This window comes from Citrobacter sp. CK181, assembly GCF_030333595.1.
GTDB lineage: Bacteria > Pseudomonadota > Gammaproteobacteria > Enterobacterales > Enterobacteriaceae > Citrobacter_B > Citrobacter_B koseri.
This window is the reverse complement of the sequence record NZ_JAOWFN010000015.1, coordinates 141,781-156,809: the sequence shown is the minus strand read 5'-3', so window position 1 is coordinate 156,809 and position 15,029 is coordinate 141,781. Positions and strand designations below refer to the sequence as shown.

Below are 15,029 nucleotides of genomic sequence, written 5' to 3'. Positions count from 1 at the left end.
AGCCGCCATGAACACCACACTTGCACAACAAATCGCTAATGAAGGCGGCGTCGAAGCCTGGATGGTTGCCCAGCAACACAAAAGCCTGCTGCGTTTCCTGACCTGCGGCAGCGTCGATGACGGTAAAAGCACGCTGATTGGCCGACTGCTGCACGATACGCGTCAGATTTATGAAGATCAGCTCTCGTCGCTGCATAACGACAGTAAGCGTCATGGCACCCAGGGTGAAAAACTCGATCTGGCGCTGCTGGTCGACGGGTTGCAGGCTGAGCGCGAGCAGGGAATTACCATTGATGTGGCGTACCGCTATTTCTCGACCGAGAAACGCAAATTTATTATTGCCGACACGCCAGGGCACGAGCAGTACACGCGTAACATGGCGACCGGCGCATCGACCTGCGATCTGGCGATCCTGCTGATCGACGCCCGCAAAGGCGTGCTGGATCAGACCCGCCGCCACAGTTTTATCTCTACGCTGCTGGGCATTAAACACCTGGTGGTGGCGATCAACAAGATGGATCTGGTGGGGTTCAGCGAGGAGACGTTCGCCCGTATTCGCGAAGACTACCTGACGTTTGCCGGGCAGCTGCCGGGGAACCTGGACATCCGCTTTGTGCCGCTCTCTGCGCTGGAAGGAGATAACGTCGCGACCCAGAGCGCCAGTATGCCGTGGTACAACGGCCCGACGCTGCTGGAAGTGCTGGAGACGGTTGAGATCCAGCGGGTTGTCGACACCCAGCCGATGCGCTTCCCGGTACAGTATGTGAACCGGCCGAACCTCGATTTCCGTGGTTATGCCGGAACGCTGGCCTCCGGCTGCGTGAAGGTCGGGCAGCGTGTCAAAGTTCTGCCGTCAGGCGTTGAATCCAACGTGACGCGCATCGTCACCTTTGATGGCGATCTGCAAGAGGCGTACGCCGGTGAAGCGATTACGCTGGTGCTGAAAGATGAAATCGACATCAGCCGTGGCGATCTGTTGCTGGATGCAGGCGAAAACCTGCCAGCTGTACAGAGCGCCGCCGTTGATGTGGTATGGATGGCGGAACAACCGCTGTCGGCCGGGCAGAGTTATGACATCAAGATTGCCGGTAAAAAGACCCGTGCGCGCGTTGATGCCATTCGCCATCAGGTTGATATCAACAACCTGACCCAGCGCGAGGTGGAAAGCCTGCCGCTGAACGGTATCGGCCTGGTCGAACTGACTTTTGACGAACCGTTAGTGCTGGATACATACCAGCAGAACCCGGTCACTGGCGGGTTAATCATCATCGACCGGCTGTCCAACGTGACCGTTGGCGCGGGGCTGGTACGTGAGCCTATTGAGCACACCGCCGCGACGCCTTCCGGGTTCAGCGATTTTGAGCTGGAACTGAACGCGCTGATCCGTCGCCACTTCCCGCACTGGGGCGCGCGTGATTTGCTGGGAGGCAAGTAATGGCGCTGCATGACGAAAACGTCGTCTGGCATGCCCATGCGGTGACGCGCGAAGATCGTGAAGCGCTGCATGGGCATAAAGGGGGTGTGGTCTGGTTTACGGGACTTTCCGGTTCGGGGAAATCAACGATTGCAGGCGCGCTGGAAGAGGCCCTGCATAAGCTGGGGGTCAGCACCTGGCTGCTGGATGGCGATAATGTCCGTCACGGCCTGTGCAGCGATCTTGGCTTTAGCGACGCAGACCGTAAAGAGAATATCCGCCGGGTGGGGGAGGTTGCGAACCTGATGGTGGATGCCGGGCTGGTGGTGCTGACGGCGTTTATTTCGCCGCATCGCGCGGAGCGGCAGATGGTGCGCGAGCGTATCGGGGAGGGGCGGTTTATCGAAGTTTTTGTCGATACGCCGCTGGCAACCTGTGAAGCGCGCGATCCTAAAGGGCTGTACAAGAAGGCCAGGGCGGGTGAACTGCGTAATTTCACCGGCATTGATTCGGTATATGAAACGCCTGAATCGCCTGAAGTTCATCTGGATGGTGAACAATTAGTAACAAATTTGGTTGCCCAATTATTAGATCTACTGAGACAGGGCGATATTATCAGATCCTGAGACACCGCCGGGCTTGTATGCCCGGTGAGTCAAGGTTACAGGATTCGATATGCGTAATAGCCATAACATTACTATCACAAGGTCAGATGCCCTCACGACCGACGACGACACAACCTGGTCACTGCCGGGCGCCGTGGTCGGTTTTGCCTCGTGGCTGCTGGCGTTGGGAATTCCCTTTCTCATCTATGGCCCTAACACGCTGTTTTTCTTCCTCTATACCTGGCCCTTCTTCCTGGCGCTCATGCCCGTTGCGGTTGTGGTCGGCGTGGCCCTGCATTCAATCATGAGCGGCAAACTGTTCTACAGCATTACGGCTACGCTATTAACGGTAGGCGCGATGTTTGGCGCGCTCTTCATGTGGCTGTTGGGGTAGGTCAGCCCTCCCTTTTCATGACGGGTGAGAGTGGCCATAATTCAAACCGTAACCAACAATAAGATTATGTTCTCCCTGCACGAGATATGCGGATCGGCGGATAAATGTGGTACATTTGCCCGCGTTGTCGCGGCATTCCCGCCTCAGAGTAGAGTCTCTGGGAAAGTTATGGGATGATGGTGCCGTTTTTCAGGGGGCAGGATGGGTAAACTAACGCTGCTGCTGCTGACTTTACTGGTCTGGTTGCAGTATTCGCTGTGGTTCGGTAAGAACGGCATACATGACTACAGCCGCGTCAACGATGATGTGGCTGCGCAGCAAGCTACGAATGCGAAACTTAAAGCGCGTAACGATCAGCTTTTCGCCGAAATTGACGATCTCAATGGCGGCCAGGAAGCGATCGAGGAGCGCGCGCGTAATGAACTCAGTATGACCAAACCGGGCGAAACTTTTTACCGTCTGGTGCCTGACGCGTCTAAACGTGCTCAGGCTGCGGGGCAAACTAATCGATAAATCAGCCCAGGAAATGACATGGCAGCCACTTTATTGGACGTTTGCGCTGTGGTACCGGCTGCCGGATTTGGCCGCCGAATGCAAACGGAATGTCCTAAGCAATATCTCTCTATTGGCAATAAAACCATTCTTGAACACTCGGTGCATGCGCTGCTGGCGCATCCCCGGGTGACGCGCGTCGTTATCGCAATCAGCCCTGGCGACAGCCGCTTCGCCGAACTTCCTCTGGCGCAACATCCGCAGGTCACCGTCGTGGACGGGGGCGACGAGCGCGCCGATTCCGTACTGGCAGGCTTACGGGCGGCCGGTGACGCGCAGTGGGTGCTGGTGCATGACGCCGCCCGGCCTTGTCTGCATCAGGATGACCTGGCGCGTCTGCTCTCGCTTAGCGAAACCAGCCGCACGGGAGGAATCCTCGCCGCTCCGGTACGCGACACCATGAAACGCGCCGAGCCGGGTAAAGCCGCCATTGCGCATACCGTAGAGCGTACCGACCTGTGGCACGCGTTAACGCCGCAATTCTTCCCACGCGAGCTGCTGCACGATTGCCTGAGCCGTGCGCTGAACGAAGGCGCGACCATTACCGATGAGGCGTCCGCGCTGGAGTATTGCGGTTTTCATCCCCAACTGGTTGAAGGCCGGGCTGATAATATAAAAGTCACCCGCCCGGAAGATCTGGCGCTTGCGGAATTTTATCTGACCCGAACAATCTAGACACAAAATCATTCAGGCTGCATCGAGGCGGCAACTGAGTGCATCCCCAGGAGCTTACATAAGTAAGTGACTGGGGTGAACAAAGGCAGCCAACAAAGAGGCAGCTTGAAGGATGATGTGTATATCAGGAGAATGCATGATGCGAATCGGACACGGTTTTGACGTACACGCTTTTGGCGGAGAAGGCCCAATTATCATTGGTGGCGTGCGCATCCCGTATGACAAAGGGCTGCTGGCGCATTCTGATGGCGACGTGGCGCTGCATGCGCTGACCGATGCGCTGCTCGGCGCGGCGGCGCTTGGCGATATCGGCAAACTTTTCCCGGATACCGATCCGGCCTTTAAAGGCGCGGACAGCCGCGAATTGCTGCGGGAAGCATGGCGACGCATTCAGGCCAAAGGCTATACCCTTGGTAACGTGGACGTGACCATTATCGCCCAGGCGCCGAAGATGCTGCCGCATATCCCGCAAATGCGCGTGTTTATCGCGGAAGATCTTGGTTGTCATATGGATGATGTCAACGTCAAGGCGACCACCACGGAGAAACTCGGGTTCACCGGGCGTGGGGAAGGGATTGCCTGCGAAGCGGTGGCGCTACTGATTAAGGCCGCGAAATGACCGAGTTTGAAAACCTGACGTACCTCCACGGAAAGCCGCAGGGCAGCGGGCTGCTTAAAGCGAACCCGGAAGATTTTGTGGTGGTTGAAGATTTAGGTTTTGAGCCAGATGGCGAAGGCGAACATATTCTGGTTCGCATTCTGAAAAACGGTTGTAACACCCGTTTTGTGGCCGATGCGCTGGCGAAATTCCTTAAAATTCATGCCCGTGAAGTGAGCTTTGCCGGGCAGAAAGACAAGCATGCCGTCACTGAACAGTGGCTGTGCGCGCGCGTGCCGGGCAAAGAGATGCCAGACCTGAGCGCATTCCAGATTGAAGGCTGTAAAGTGCTGGAGTACGCGCGTCACAAACGTAAGCTGCGTTTAGGCGCGCTGAAGGGCAACGCGTTTACGCTGGTGCTGCGTGAAGTCAGCCATCGTGATGATGTCGAAGCCCGGCTACAGGCCATCAATACGCGCGGCGTACCAAACTATTTTGGCGCGCAGCGATTCGGTATTGGCGGCAGCAACCTGCAAGGCGCGCTGCGCTGGGCGCAAAGCAATGCGCCGGTGCGCGATCGCAATAAACGCAGTTTTTGGTTGTCGGCGGCCCGCAGTGCGTTGTTTAATCAGATCGTCAACGAACGCGTGAAAAAACCAGACTTTAATCAAGTTGTTGATGGCGATGCGCTACAATTAGCGGGGCGCGGGAGCTGGTTTGTGGCCACGCAGGAAGAACAGGCGGAATTGCAGCGTCGCGTTGACGAAAAAGAACTGATGATTACGGCGGCGCTTCCCGGTAGCGGCGAGTGGGGAACCCTGCGCGACGCGCTGGCGTTTGAAGAGGCTGCCATTGCGGATGAGGGCGAACTGCAATCGTTACTGCTGCGCGAAAAGGTTGACGCGGCGCGCAGAGCGATGCTGCTCTATCCGCAACAATTACGCTGGAACTGGTGGGATGACGTCACCGTTGAGCTGCGCTTCTGGCTACCGGCAGGCAGTTTCGCCACCAGCGTCGTAAGGGAACTGATTAACACAATGGGTGATTATGCGCATATTGCTGAGTAACGATGATGGGGTCCACGCGCCCGGTATACAAACGCTGGCGAAAGCGCTGCGTGAGTTTGCTGACGTACAGGTCGTCGCCCCGGATCGTAACCGCAGTGGCGCGTCAAACTCGCTGACGCTGGAATCCTCGCTTCGTACCTTTACCTTTGATAACGGCGATATCGCCGTGCAGATGGGCACACCGACCGACTGCGTCTACCTGGGCGTGAACGCGCTGATGCGTCCGCGCCCGGATATTGTGGTTTCAGGCATTAACGCGGGCCCCAATCTGGGCGATGATGTCATCTATTCCGGGACCGTCGCCGCAGCGATGGAGGGCCGTCACCTGGGTTTTCCCGCGCTGGCGGTATCGCTTGACGGTCATCAGCACTATGAGACGGCGGCAGCGGTAACCTGCTCTATTTTGCGTGCATTACGTCGGGAGCCGCTGCGTACCGGACGCATTCTGAATATCAATGTCCCGGATCTGCCGCTGGATCAAATCAAAGGCATTCGCGTAACCCGCTGCGGCAGCCGCCATCCGGCCGATCAGGTTATTCCACAGCAGGACCCGCGCGGCAACACGCTGTACTGGATCGGCCCGCCGGGAGGCAAATGCGACGCCGGGCCGGACACCGATTTTGCGGCGGTGGATGAGGGCTATGTCTCCGTTACCCCGCTGCATGTGGATTTAACGGCGTATAGCGCGCATGATGTGGTTTCGGACTGGTTAGACAGCGTGGGAGTTGACGCGCAATGGTAAGCAGACGCGTACACACTCTTCTTGAACAATTGCGCGCTCAGGGCATCAAAGATGAGCAAGTGCTGGATGCGCTTGCCGCCGTCCCGCGTGAAAAGTTCATTGATGAAGCGTTTGAACATAAAGCCTGGGACAATATCGCTTTGCCGATTGGCCAGGGGCAGACCATTTCGCAGCCCTATATGGTGGCGCGAATGACAGAATTGCTTGAGCTGACGCCGCAATCCAGAGTGCTGGAGATCGGCACCGGCTCCGGGTATCAGACGGCGATTCTCGCGCATCTGGTACAGCATGTGTGCTCGGTGGAGCGCATTAAAGGGCTGCAATGGCAGGCGCGTCGTCGCCTGAAACAGCTTGATTTACACAATGTTTCAACTCGTCATGGCGATGGATGGCAAGGTTGGCAGGCTCGTGCCCCGTTTGACGCCATCATCGTGACGGCAGCTCCGCCGGAAATTCCGACGGCGTTAATGACGCAACTGGATGAAGGCGGGATTCTCGTTTTACCCGTGGGTGAGGAGCATCAGTTCTTGAAACGGGTGCGTCGCCGGGGAGGCGAATTTATTATCGATACCGTGGAGGCCGTCCGCTTTGTGCCTTTAGTGAAAGGCGAACTCGCTTAAGCATCCTTTAATACCCGGATTTTTCCTGGTTATTTTATAAAGGGTAAGCGTATTGTGGGGACGTTTCCAGCGTCCAGGCCGATGCCTTGCACGGTTATTACGTCACTGGTTGTTAACCAAATTTTTCCTGGGGGATAAATGAGCGCGGGAAGCCCAAAATTCACCGTTAGCCGCATTGCGGCATTGTCGCTGGTTTCGCTATGGCTGGCAGGTTGTTCCAATTCTTCGAATCCTCCTGCGCCGGTAAGCTCAGTTAATGGTAATGCCCCGTCGAGCACCAGCTCCGGGATGCTGATCACACCGCCGCCCAAAATGGGGACAACGGCGCAACAAACGCCGCAGATTCAGCCCGTGCAGCCTGTTCAACCGGTTGCCCAGTCCCGGCAGATCCAGCCGGTCGCTGAGCAGCCTGTGCAAATGGAAAATGGCCGTATCGTGTACAACCGCCAGTATGGGAACATTCCGAAAGGCAGCTACACCGGCGGCAGCACATACACCGTTAAAAAAGGCGACACGCTTTTTTATATCGCCTGGATCACCGGGAACGATTTCCGCGACCTTGCTCAGCGTAACAACGTTCCGGCCCCATACGGCTTGAATGTGGGGCAAACGCTCCAGGTCGGCAATGCCTCAGGCACGCCAATTACCGGCGGCAACGCGATTACGCAGGCGGATGCAGTAGAGCAAGGAGTTGTGACCAAACCTGCACAAAATTCCACCGTTGTAGTTGCGTCGAAACCGACAATTACGTATTCTGAGGATTCAGGTGAACAAAGTGCTAATAAAATGTTGCCGAACAACAAGCCTGCTGGGACCGTGGTCACAGCGCCTGTAACGGCACCAACAGCGAGCACAACCGAACCGACTGCAAGCAGTACGTCAACCAGTTCGCCAATCTCCACATGGCGCTGGCCGACTGAGGGCAAAGTGATCGAAAACTTCGCGGCTACCGAAGGTGGCAACAAAGGGATCGACATTGCAGGCAGTAAAGGACAGGCTATTGTCGCGACCGCAGATGGACGCGTCGTATATGCCGGTAACGCGCTGCGCGGTTACGGTAATCTTATTATCATCAAACACAACGATGATTACCTGAGTGCCTACGCCCATAACGATACGATGCTGGTCCGGGAACAACAAGAAGTTAAGGCGGGGCAAAAAATCGCTACCATGGGTAGCACCGGAACCAGTTCTACACGCTTGCATTTTGAAATTCGTTACAAGGGGAAATCCGTAAACCCGCTGCGCTATTTACCGCAGCGATAATTCGGCGGAACCAGGCTTGCACTTGCTAGTTCCGTCCAGGGATCACGGGTAGGAGCCACCTTATGAGTCAGAATACGCTGAAAGTTCATGATTTAAATGAAGACGCGGAATTTGATGAGAACGGAGTAGAGGCTTTTGACGAAAAAGCCTTGAGTGAAGAGGAACCCAGTGATAACGACCTGGCTGAAGAGGAGCTGTTATCGCAAGGGGCCACACAGCGTGTGTTGGACGCGACTCAGCTTTACCTTGGTGAGATTGGTTATTCGCCACTGTTAACGGCCGAAGAAGAAGTTTATTTTGCGCGTCGCGCACTGCGTGGAGATGTTGCCTCTCGCCGTCGCATGATTGAGAGTAACTTGCGTCTGGTGGTAAAAATTGCCCGCCGTTATGGCAATCGTGGACTGGCGTTGCTGGACCTGATTGAAGAGGGCAATCTGGGGCTTATCCGTGCCGTCGAGAAGTTTGACCCTGAACGTGGGTTCCGTTTCTCAACATACGCTACCTGGTGGATTCGCCAGACGATCGAACGGGCCATTATGAACCAAACCCGTACGATTCGACTGCCGATTCACATTGTTAAAGAGCTGAACGTCTATCTGCGTACCGCACGAGAGTTGTCGCATAAACTGGACCACGAACCGAGCGCGGAAGAGATAGCAGAGCAACTGGATAAACCGGTTGATGACGTCAGCCGTATGCTTCGTCTCAACGAGCGCATAACCTCGGTAGACACCCCGCTGGGTGGTGATTCCGAAAAAGCGTTGCTGGATATCCTGGCCGATGAAAAAGAGAACGGCCCGGAAGACACCACGCAAGATGATGATATGAAACAGAGTATCGTCAAATGGCTGTTCGAACTGAACGCCAAACAGCGTGAAGTGCTGGCACGTCGTTTCGGTCTGCTGGGGTATGAAGCGGCGACACTGGAAGATGTGGGGCGTGAAATTGGTCTCACCCGTGAACGTGTTCGTCAGATTCAGGTTGAAGGCCTGCGTCGTCTGCGTGAAATTTTGCAGACTCAGGGGCTGAATATCGAAGCGCTGTTCCGTGAGTAAGTGATTATTCGTCAAAAAAAGGCCAGTCTCGCGACTGGCCTTTTTCTTTGGGCGTCAGTTCGTAGGCCGGATAAGGCGTAGCCGCCATCCGGCACTTATTGCCCGATGGAGCTTTACTTATCGGGCTGACAAAAATATCCCAGGCTGACTTTACCCCATCATCTTGCGCACCAGCTGCGTGAACTGTTTGCGCTCATCGTCGCTCAGGCGCCCTAAAAATTCATCATCCACACGATCCCCCAACGGCATGGCGCTGGTCAGCAGCGTTTCTCCTTCGCCAGTAAGATAAACAAAGCGGCGGCGTTTATCTTGTGGATCGCTTTCCCGCGTCACCAGTCCCCGGCTTTCCATTCGGCTTAGCATCTCCGCCAGCGTCGCTTTTGTACTGACCGCCGCCTCCATTAGGGCAATCTGCTCAATGCCTGGATGCTCAGCAATAGCGCGCATTACCGCATACTGTGGCTTGGTCAGTTCCGGTAATTCGTGCTGCCAGCGGGACGTATGCTGTTGAAAAAGCTGACGTAACAGATGAAACGCTGTGTTTCGTAACTCCATGTGCGCTCCTGGCAAAATATCTGTTGCTATCATAACGGGTTGTAGCAATTTTTATAATGCTCAATCTTTTAGCTCTCCGTGCGGCTATGGGGAATGAAGCTTGTCCAGGTATTCCGGGTAGCGTATTTTATCTAAAACGTTCGTATACGAACAAAGGTGGAGTAATGAATGAGACTGATTGTGGGGATGACCGGCGCAACGGGGGCGCCGCTAGGCATTGCGCTGCTACAGGCGCTGCGGCAAATGCCGACAGTAGAAACACACCTGGTAATGTCTAAGTGGGCCAAAACGACCATTGAGCTGGAAACACCTTACAGTGCGCGAGATGTTGCCGGACTGGCTGATTACTGCCATAACCCGGCGGATCAGGCGGCGACGATCTCTTCCGGCTCATTTCGCACCGACGGCATGATCATTATTCCTTGCAGTATGAAAACGCTGGCGGGGATTCGCGCAGGATATGCCGAGGGGTTAGTTGGCCGTGCCGCCGACGTGGTGCTGAAAGAAGGGCGCAAACTGGTGCTGGTGCCGCGTGAAATGCCGCTCAGCACGATCCATCTGGAAAACATGCTCGCCCTTTCTCGCATGGGGGTCGCGATGGTGCCGCCCATGCCTGCTTTCTACAACCATCCGCAAACCATTGATGATATTACGCAGCATATTGTGGCGCGTGTGCTGGATCAGTTTGGTCTGGAGCATCCGCGTGCCCGGCGCTGGCAGGGGTTGCAGCAGGCGCAGAATTTTTCACAGGAGAATGAATAATGGCATTTGATGACTTACGCAGCTTTTTGCAGGCGCTCGACGAGCAGGGGCAACTGCTGAAAATCAGTGAAGAAGTGAATGCAGAGCCGGATCTGGCTGCTGCGGCTAACGCAACCGGGCGCATTGGCGACGGAGCGCCGGCGCTGTGGTTCGACAATATCCGTGGCTTCACGGATGCGCGCGTGGCGATGAACACTATTGGCTCCTGGCAGAACCATGCCATCTCTTTAGGCTTGCCGCCTAATACGCCAGTAAAAAAGCAAATTGATGAATTTATCCGCCGCTGGGACACGTTCCCCGTCGCCCCCGAGCGCCGTGTCAACCCGGCGTGGGCGGAAAACACCGTTGATGGCGAGGCGATCAACCTGTTTGATATTCTGCCGCTGTTTCGCCTCAACGATGGCGATGGCGGCTTCTATCTGGATAAAGCCTGTGTCGTCTCCCGCGATCCGCTCGACCCGGATCACTTCGGCAAGCAGAATGTGGGTATCTACCGGATGGAAGTGAAAGGCAAGCGTAAGCTGGGCCTGCAACCGGTGCCAATGCACGATATCGCGCTGCATCTGCATAAGGCGGAAGAGCGTGGCGAAGATCTGCCGATTGCTATTACGCTCGGTAACGATCCGATCATTACTCTGATGGGCGCCACGCCGCTGAAATACGATCAGTCTGAGTATGAAATGGCGGGCGCGCTGCGCGAAAGCCCATACCCGATCGCCACCGCGCCGCTGACCGGCTTTGATGTGCCGTGGGGTTCAGAAGTGATCCTTGAAGGGGTGATCGAAAGCCGTAAGCGTGAAATTGAAGGGCCGTTTGGCGAGTTTACCGGCCATTATTCTGGTGGGCGCAATATGACGGTGGTGCGCATCGACAAAGTGTCTTATCGCACTAAACCGATTTTTGAATCGCTCTACCTCGGGATGCCGTGGACTGAAATTGACTACCTGATGGGGCCAGCGACCTGTGTGCCGCTGTATCAGCAGCTGAAAGCGGAGTTCCCGGAAGTGCAGGCGGTTAACGCCATGTATACCCACGGTCTGCTGGCGATTATCTCGACCAAAAAACGCTACGGCGGATTTGCCCGCGCGGTCGGCCTGCGGGCAATGACCACGCCGCACGGTCTGGGCTATGTGAAGATGGTGATTATGGTTGATGAGGATGTCGATCCGTTCAACCTGCCGCAGGTGATGTGGGCGCTGTCGTCGAAGGTCAACCCGGCAGGCGATCTGGTGCAACTGCCGAACATGTCGGTGCTGGAACTGGACCCAGGCTCAAGCCCGGCGGGGATCACTGACAAACTGATCATCGACGCCACAACGCCGGTTGCGCCGGATAATCGCGGCCACTACAGCCAGCCGGTATGTGATTTACCGGAAACCAAAGCCTGGGCTGAAAAGCTGACTGCCATGCTGGCCAACCGTAAATAAGGAGTAGCAGATGATTTGTCCACGTTGTGCTGATGAACATATTGAATTGATGGCGACCTCTCCGGTCAAAGGGATCTGGACGGTGTATCAGTGCCAGCATTGTCTGTACACCTGGCGTGATACCGAGCCGCTACGCCGTACCAGCCGCGAACATTATCCGCAAGCGTTTCGCATGACGCAGAAAGATATTGATCAAGCGCCGATGGTGCCGGGCATTCCACCGCTGCTGGCGGAAGATAAGCGTTAATAAAAAAGCCGGATGGCGGCTGACGGATTGTGGTGTGTCTTGCTGGTTCGTGCACTGGGCGTTGTGCCGGATGGCGGCTACGCCTTATCCGGCCTACGGATTGTGCTGTGTCTTGCTGGCCTGTGCACCGGGCATTGTGCCGGATGGCGGCTGACGCCTTATCCGGCCTACGTATTGTGCTGTGTCTTGCTGGCCTGTGCATCGGGCGTTGTGCCGGCTGGCGGCTGACGCCTTATCCGGCCTACGGATTGTGGTGTGTCTTGCTGGCCTGTGCACCGGGCGTTGTGCCGGATGGCGGCTACGCCTTATCCGGCCTACGGATTGGGGGGTGTTTTGCTGGCCTGTGCATCGGGCGTTGTGCCGGATGGCGGCTGACGCCTTATCCGGCCTACGTATTGTGATGCTTCTTGTAGGCCCGGTAAGCGTAGCGCCACCGGGCGTTTCTGATTTACACCAGACTCTTCAACCGGTAGATCCACTCCAGCGCCTGGCGTGGCGTCAGAGAGTCAGGGTCGAGGTTCTCCAGCGCTTCAACGGCAGGAGAGGTCTCTTCCGCAACCGACAGCAGCGACATCTGCGTACCGTCCACCTGGGTCGCGGCGGCATTCGGCGAGAGGCTTTCCAGCTCGCGCAGCTTCTGCCGCGCGCGTTTGATCACCTCTTTCGGCACGCCCGCCAGCGCAGCTACCGCCAGACCGTAACTCTTGCTTGCCGCCCCGTCCTGCACGCTGTGCATAAAGGCGATGGTATCGCCGTGCTCCAGCGCGTCCAGATGCACATTCGCGACGCCTTCCATTTTCTCCGGCAACTGCGTCAGTTCGAAGTAGTGGGTGGCGAACAGCGTCAGCGCTTTGATCTTATTCGCCAGATTTTCCGCACACGCCCACGCCAGCGACAGGCCGTCATAGGTCGATGTGCCGCGACCGATTTCGTCCATCAAAACCAGACTGTTTTCGGTCGCGTTGTGCAAAATATTGGCGGTTTCTGTCATCTCGACCATGAAGGTTGAACGACCGGAAGCCAGATCGTCCGCCGCGCCTACGCGGGTAAAGATGCGGTCGATCGGGCCAATCTCAACGCTTTGCGCAGGCACGTAGCTGCCAATATACGCCAGCAGCGCAATCAGCGCGGTCTGACGCATATAGGTGCTTTTACCCCCCATGTTCGGCCCGGTGATAATCAGCATCCGGCGCTGTGGGGAAAGGTTCAGCGGGTTGGCGATAAACGGCTCGTTCAGCACCTGCTCGACAACCGGATGGCGACCTTCGGTAATACGAATGCCGGGCTTATCGCTAAAGGTCGGACAGGTATAATTCAGCGTATATGCGCGTTCAGCCAGGTTGACCAGCACGTCCAGTTCAGCCAGCGCATTGGCGCTCTGTTGCAGCTCTGCCAGGTGAGGGAGCAGCAGATCAAACAGCTCGTCATAAAGCTGTTTTTCCAGCGCCAGCGCTTTGCCTTTAGAGGTCAGAACTTTGTCTTCGTACTCTTTCAGCTCGGGAATAATGTAGCGCTCGGCGTTTTTCAGCGTCTGACGGCGGACGTAGTTAATGGGCGCCAGGTGGCTTTGCCCACGGCTGATCTGGATGTAATAACCGTGTACGGCGTTAAAGCCGACTTTCAGCGTATCCAGCCCGGTACGTTCACGCTCGCGGATTTCCAGACGATCGAGATAGTCGGTCGCCCCGTCAGCCAGCGCGCGCCATTCGTCCAGCTCTTCGTTGTAGCCCGGCGCAATAACGCCGCCGTCGCGCACCAGAACCGGCGGCGCGTCGATAATGGCGCGTTCCAGCAGATCGCGCAGTTCGGTAAACTCGCCCATTTTCTCGCGCAGGTTCTGCACGGGGGCGCTGGTTACGGTTTCAAGCTGTGCGCGCAGTTCCGGTAACTGCTGGAAGGCGTGACGCATACGGGCGAGGTCGCGTGGTCGGGCGGTACGCAAGGCCAGACGGGCGAGGATACGCTCCAGGTCGCCCACCTGACGCAGCACCGGTTGCAATTCACTGGTCACATCCTGCAACGCGCCAATGGTCTGCTGACGTTCGATCAGGGTTTTCGTGTCGCGCACCGGCATATGCAGCCAGCGTTTGAGCATACGGCTGCCCATTGGCGTGACGGTGCAGTCGAGCACCGAAGCCAGCGTATTGTCCACGCCGCCCGCCAGGTTCTGGGTGATCTCCAGGTTGCGGCGCGTGGCGGCATCCATAATGATGCTGTCCTGCTGGCGTTCCATCGTAATGGAGCGAATGTGCGGCAGTGAAGTGCGCTGGGTGTCTTTGACGTACTGCAACAGACAGCCTGCGGCGCACAGTCCGCGTGGTGCGTTCTCTACGCCAAAGCCGATCAGGTCCCGTGTACCAAATTGCAGGTTTAGCTGCTGGCGAGCGGTATCGATTTCAAATTCCCACAGCGGGCGACGGCGTAAACCACGGCGGCCGTCGATCAGCGCCATTTCGGCAAAATCTTCGGCGTACAGCAGTTCTGCCGGGTTAGTGCGCTGTAATTCTGCGGCCATCGTTTCACGGTCAACCGGTTCGCTTAAGCGAAAACGCCCGGAGCTGATGTCCAGCGTGGCGTAACCGTAGCCTTTGCTGTCCTGCCAGATGGCGGCCAGCAGGTTGTCCTGGCGCTCCTGCAACAGCGCTTCATCGCTGATGGTGCCAGGCGTAACGATGCGCACGACCTTACGTTCAACCGGGCCTTTGCTGGTGGCCGGATCGCCAATCTGTTCACAGATTGCGACGGACTCCCCTTGATTGACCAGCTTCGCAAGGTAGTTTTCGACGGCGTGATGCGGGATGCCCGCCATCGGAATCGGTTCGCCCGCCGATGCGCCGCGTTTGGTCAGCGAAATATCGAGTAATTGCGAGGCGCGGCGTGCATCGTCGTAAAACAGTTCGTAAAAATCGCCCATGCGGTAAAACAGCAGGATCTCCGGGTGCTGGGCTTTCAGCTTGAGATACTGCTGCATCATGGGGGTATGGGCGTCGAGATTATCGATTGTACTCATGGAGTCGTGTCCAGTTCCCTGATTTTAAATGGATTGCGAT

Annotated in this window: 17 protein-coding genes; 15 read left to right on the top strand and 2 right to left on the bottom strand. The window is 56.5% G+C overall.

What is annotated here, in order from left to right:
* The first annotated feature begins 7 nt into the window (after positions 1–7).
* The 11 genes from cysN (at position 8) to rpoS (ending at position 8,988) form a co-directional block, all read left to right on the top strand.
* On the top strand, positions 8–1,435 hold the full coding sequence (gene cysN / locus OGW17_RS18045) for a sulfate adenylyltransferase subunit CysN (protein ID WP_071257918.1): 1,428 nt from the start codon (positions 8–10) through the stop codon (positions 1,433–1,435).
* Positions 1,435–2,040, top strand: a complete 606-nt coding sequence (cysC, locus tag OGW17_RS18040; RefSeq protein ID WP_071257920.1) for an adenylyl-sulfate kinase — start codon at positions 1,435–1,437, stop codon at positions 2,038–2,040. The genes cysN and cysC overlap by 1 nt, the downstream gene beginning before the upstream one ends.
* 49 nt (positions 2,041–2,089) lie before the next feature.
* Positions 2,090–2,413 carry a DUF3561 family protein gene (locus OGW17_RS18035; protein ID WP_012134865.1) on the top strand — a complete coding sequence of 108 codons (324 nt, stop codon included), beginning with the start codon at positions 2,090–2,092 and terminating at the stop codon, positions 2,411–2,413.
* Between the two features lie 201 nt (positions 2,414–2,614).
* Positions 2,615–2,926 (top strand): cell division protein FtsB, encoded by a 312-nt coding sequence (gene ftsB / locus OGW17_RS18030; RefSeq protein ID WP_012134864.1) that lies wholly within the window; start codon positions 2,615–2,617, stop codon positions 2,924–2,926.
* A gap of 18 nt (positions 2,927–2,944) precedes the next feature.
* Positions 2,945–3,640: a 2-C-methyl-D-erythritol 4-phosphate cytidylyltransferase gene (gene ispD / locus OGW17_RS18025; RefSeq protein ID WP_012134863.1), complete on the top strand. Its 696-nt coding sequence runs from the start codon at positions 2,945–2,947 to the stop codon at positions 3,638–3,640.
* Positions 3,641–3,779: 139 nt separating this feature from the next.
* Positions 3,780–4,259 (top strand): 2-C-methyl-D-erythritol 2,4-cyclodiphosphate synthase, encoded by a 480-nt coding sequence (gene ispF / locus OGW17_RS18020; RefSeq protein ID WP_012134862.1) that lies wholly within the window; start codon positions 3,780–3,782, stop codon positions 4,257–4,259.
* Complete coding sequence (gene truD, locus OGW17_RS18015) at positions 4,256–5,305, top strand: tRNA pseudouridine(13) synthase TruD (RefSeq protein WP_071257921.1); 1,050 nt, start codon at positions 4,256–4,258, stop codon at positions 5,303–5,305. The genes ispF and truD overlap by 4 nt, the downstream gene beginning before the upstream one ends.
* A complete protein-coding gene (gene surE, locus OGW17_RS18010) occupies positions 5,286–6,047 on the top strand; it encodes a 5'/3'-nucleotidase SurE (protein WP_012134860.1) in 762 nt (253 codons plus the stop codon). Before truD ends, surE begins: the two co-directional genes overlap by 20 nt.
* The gene (gene pcm, locus OGW17_RS18005; RefSeq protein WP_012134859.1) at positions 6,041–6,667 is read left to right on the top strand and encodes a protein-L-isoaspartate O-methyltransferase; all 627 of its coding nucleotides are present in this window, start codon (positions 6,041–6,043) and stop codon (positions 6,665–6,667) included. Before surE ends, pcm begins: the two co-directional genes overlap by 7 nt.
* A gap of 138 nt (positions 6,668–6,805) precedes the next feature.
* Entirely contained in the window at positions 6,806–7,933 is a 1,128-nt protein-coding gene (gene nlpD, locus OGW17_RS18000) for a murein hydrolase activator NlpD (protein ID WP_024130899.1), read from the top strand.
* A gap of 62 nt (positions 7,934–7,995) precedes the next feature.
* The gene (gene rpoS, locus OGW17_RS17995) at positions 7,996–8,988 is read left to right on the top strand and encodes an RNA polymerase sigma factor RpoS (RefSeq protein WP_000081498.1); all 993 of its coding nucleotides are present in this window, start codon (positions 7,996–7,998) and stop codon (positions 8,986–8,988) included.
* Between the two features lie 150 nt (positions 8,989–9,138).
* Here rpoS and OGW17_RS17990 read toward each other — a convergent pair whose 3' ends face one another.
* Entirely contained in the window at positions 9,139–9,543 is a 405-nt protein-coding gene (locus OGW17_RS17990) for a MarR family winged helix-turn-helix transcriptional regulator (protein WP_071257923.1), read from the bottom strand.
* A gap of 168 nt (positions 9,544–9,711) precedes the next feature.
* On the opposite strand from OGW17_RS17990, the gene OGW17_RS17985 reads away from it, so the two are divergent.
* From OGW17_RS17985 to OGW17_RS17970, 4 genes are all read left to right on the top strand, one after another.
* Positions 9,712–10,305 (top strand): non-oxidative hydroxyarylic acid decarboxylases subunit B, encoded by a 594-nt coding sequence (locus OGW17_RS17985; protein ID WP_071257924.1) that lies wholly within the window; start codon positions 9,712–9,714, stop codon positions 10,303–10,305.
* Entirely contained in the window at positions 10,305–11,732 is a 1,428-nt protein-coding gene (locus OGW17_RS17980) for a non-oxidative hydroxyarylic acid decarboxylases subunit C (RefSeq protein ID WP_071257925.1), read from the top strand. The genes OGW17_RS17985 and OGW17_RS17980 overlap by 1 nt, the downstream gene beginning before the upstream one ends.
* Positions 11,733–11,742: 10 nt before the next feature.
* Complete coding sequence (locus OGW17_RS17975; protein WP_012134852.1) at positions 11,743–11,979, top strand: non-oxidative hydroxyarylic acid decarboxylases subunit D; 237 nt, start codon at positions 11,743–11,745, stop codon at positions 11,977–11,979.
* Between the two features lie 107 nt (positions 11,980–12,086).
* Complete coding sequence (locus OGW17_RS17970) at positions 12,087–12,380, top strand: hypothetical protein (RefSeq protein WP_175479743.1); 294 nt, start codon at positions 12,087–12,089, stop codon at positions 12,378–12,380.
* A 47-nt stretch (positions 12,381–12,427) separates the two neighbouring features.
* On the opposite strand, the gene mutS is transcribed toward OGW17_RS17970, so the two are convergent.
* On the bottom strand, positions 12,428–14,989 hold the full coding sequence (mutS, locus tag OGW17_RS17965) for a DNA mismatch repair protein MutS (protein WP_012134851.1): 2,562 nt from the start codon (positions 14,987–14,989) through the stop codon (positions 12,428–12,430).
* Positions 14,990–15,029: the final 40 nt, after the last annotated feature.

Bases quoted from the DNA above. Each gene is read 5' to 3' on its own strand.
- cysN (WP_071257918.1), top strand. From the start codon at position 8: ATGAACACCACACTTGCACAACAAATCGCTAATGAAGGCGGCGTCGAA.
- cysC (WP_071257920.1), top strand. From the start codon at position 1,435: ATGGCGCTGCATGACGAAAACGTCGTCTGGCATGCCCATGCGGTGACG.
- OGW17_RS18035 (WP_012134865.1), top strand. From the start codon at position 2,090: ATGCGTAATAGCCATAACATTACTATCACAAGGTCAGATGCCCTCACG.
- ftsB (WP_012134864.1), top strand. From the start codon at position 2,615: ATGGGTAAACTAACGCTGCTGCTGCTGACTTTACTGGTCTGGTTGCAG.
- ispD (WP_012134863.1), top strand. From the start codon at position 2,945: ATGGCAGCCACTTTATTGGACGTTTGCGCTGTGGTACCGGCTGCCGGA.
- ispF (WP_012134862.1), top strand. From the start codon at position 3,780: ATGCGAATCGGACACGGTTTTGACGTACACGCTTTTGGCGGAGAAGGC.
- truD (WP_071257921.1), top strand. From the start codon at position 4,256: ATGACCGAGTTTGAAAACCTGACGTACCTCCACGGAAAGCCGCAGGGC.
- surE (WP_012134860.1), top strand. From the start codon at position 5,286: ATGCGCATATTGCTGAGTAACGATGATGGGGTCCACGCGCCCGGTATA.
- pcm (WP_012134859.1), top strand. From the start codon at position 6,041: ATGGTAAGCAGACGCGTACACACTCTTCTTGAACAATTGCGCGCTCAG.
- nlpD (WP_024130899.1), top strand. From the start codon at position 6,806: ATGAGCGCGGGAAGCCCAAAATTCACCGTTAGCCGCATTGCGGCATTG.
- rpoS (WP_000081498.1), top strand. From the start codon at position 7,996: ATGAGTCAGAATACGCTGAAAGTTCATGATTTAAATGAAGACGCGGAA.
- OGW17_RS17990 (WP_071257923.1), bottom strand. From the start codon at position 9,543: ATGGAGTTACGAAACACAGCGTTTCATCTGTTACGTCAGCTTTTTCAA.
- OGW17_RS17985 (WP_071257924.1), top strand. From the start codon at position 9,712: ATGAGACTGATTGTGGGGATGACCGGCGCAACGGGGGCGCCGCTAGGC.
- OGW17_RS17980 (WP_071257925.1), top strand. From the start codon at position 10,305: ATGGCATTTGATGACTTACGCAGCTTTTTGCAGGCGCTCGACGAGCAG.
- OGW17_RS17975 (WP_012134852.1), top strand. From the start codon at position 11,743: ATGATTTGTCCACGTTGTGCTGATGAACATATTGAATTGATGGCGACC.
- mutS (WP_012134851.1), bottom strand. From the start codon at position 14,989: ATGAGTACAATCGATAATCTCGACGCCCATACCCCCATGATGCAGCAG.